This window comes from Streptomyces lycii, assembly GCF_009735685.1.
In the GTDB taxonomy this organism is placed as follows: Bacteria; Actinomycetota; Actinomycetes; order Streptomycetales; family Streptomycetaceae; genus Streptomyces; species Streptomyces lycii.
The window spans coordinates 1-2,006 of the sequence record NZ_WHPN01000313.1; the positions used below are offsets into that span (position 1 = coordinate 1).

A 2,006-nucleotide genomic window follows, 5' to 3' on the forward strand; every position below is an offset into this window, starting at 1 on the left:
TGATCATCTCGGTGTCGATGTCCGGGACCGTCACGCCGAGCCGCTCCAGGCGCTCCAGCGTCCGGCGGCTGCGGAAGGTGTCGCCCGCGGGCCGGGTTCCGGCCTCCGCGGCCCGCGCGTACTCCTCGAACGCGTCCAGATAGGGCAGGAACGGCAGCTCCCGGCCCGCCTCGCTCGTCTCTCTCAGCAGGCGCAGCCACGCCCCCAGCGGCACCGGTTCCGTACGTGTCCCGTGCAGCGCGTCGTGGACCCCCAGGAACTCCTCCGCGCCGGTCGGCCGGGCATGGTGGAGATGGTGGACCACGGCGCTGCCGGTGGCGCGGTCGGCATCGGTGGCGACGATGGCGTCGGTGGCGTCGGTGGTGCCTTCCTCGTCGAGGACGAGGGCGGCCAGTGCCCGGGCCGCGACGTCCACGGGCAGCAGGTCGGCGTGCGTCGCCACCGCGTCCAGGGGGTAGCGGCCCAGCGCGGCGCAGGTGGCGAGCAGCCGGCAGTACAGGTCACCCGGGTTGGCGACTCCCCGGCGGGTGTCCGCCCACACCCGGCCGAGCCGGTACACGCGTGCGTCGGCGCCGCGCGCCACCGCGTGCTGGACCATGCGGTCGGCGACCCACTTCCCGGCCGCGTAGCCGTCGGCCGACGGGTGGCGCTCGCCGGAGGTGTCGGAGTCCTCGGTGATCAGCCGGGGGCCGGGGCCGCCCCGGAAGACGCCCAGCGTGGAGACGTGGTGCAGGCGCTTGGGCCGCCCTTCCGCCAGAAGCCTCAGCAGTTCCCGCGTCCCCCCGACGTTCGCCGGTTTCAGGCGCTCGTACGACGAGAGATGGTGCACGTGCGCACCCGCGTGCACGACGGTGTCCACCTCCTCCGCCAGCCGGTGCCACCGGCCGGGCCCGGTCCCGAGGCCCGGCTCCGCCAGATCGCCGCGGACCACCCGCACGCGCGGGTCGTCCGCCGCCGCGCCCAGGCCGTACGCACCGGTGGCGTCGGCCAGGCGGGCGCGTGCCGCCTCCGCCGGCGCGCCGCGCACCAGGCAGAGCAGCTCCGTACCGGTCCGTTCGGTCCGCTCCAGCAACTCCCGCAGCAGGAAGGCGCCGACGAAACCGGTGGCTCCGGTGAGCAGGATCCGGCGCGGTCCCGAGGCGTCGCGAGGGGCCCCGGCCGCCGGGAAACGCATCCCCGGGCCGAGCCGGGCCTCGGCGTCCGTCACCACGGGACCGGCTCCCTCCGTGCGTCCCGCCCGGCCGCTCTCGACCAACTCGGCGAGTCGCCCGGCCGTGGGGGCCGCGAGGAAGTCCCGCACGCCGATCCGTACCCCGAGCCCGGCCCGTACCCTCGCCAACAGCCGCACCACGAGCAGCGAATGCCCGCCCAGCACGAAGAAGTCGTCGTCGGCGCCGACCCGTTCCACCGCCAGGATCTCGGCGAACACCTCGCAGAGCCGCGCCTCCAGCTCCGTCGCCGGTTCCCGCCCCGGGGACGGAGGCGCGTGACCGGGCGCGGGCAGCGCCTCGCGGTCCAGCTTCCCGTTGACCGTGACGGGCAGTTCGTTGAGGAGGATGAGGGCTGAGGGGGTCATGTGGTGGGGGAGGAAGGTGGTGAGGTGGGTGTGGAGTTGGGTGGGGGTGATGGTGTGGTGGGGGTGGGGGACGGCGTAGGCGGTGAGGCGGGGGTGGCCGGGGTGGTCTTCGCGGAGGAGGGCGGCGGCTTGGGTGATGGCGGGGTGTTGGGTGAGGAGGTTTTCGATTTCGCCGAGTTCGATGCGGTGGCCGCGGATTTTGATTTGGTTGTCGGCGCGGCCGAGGAAGTGGAGTTGGCCGTCGGGGGTGTGGTGGGCGAGGTCGCCGGTGCGGTACATGCGTGTGCCGGGGGGTCCGTAGGGGGAGGCGACGAAGCGTTCGGCGGTGAGTGCGGGGCGGTTGAGGTAGCCGCGGGCGAGGCCGGCGCCGGTGATGTACATCTCTCCGGGTACGCCCGGCGGTACCGGACGCAACGCCCCGTCCAGCACG

General features: G+C 74.4%; 1 protein-coding gene. It reads right to left on the minus strand.

What is annotated here, in order from left to right; genetic code table 11:
* Window positions 1-1,957: thioester reductase domain-containing protein (locus GCU69_RS19095; RefSeq protein ID WP_156206706.1), on the minus strand; the 1,957-nt coding region annotated here is incomplete at its 3' end.
* Window positions 1,958-2,006 lie beyond the last annotated feature (49 nt).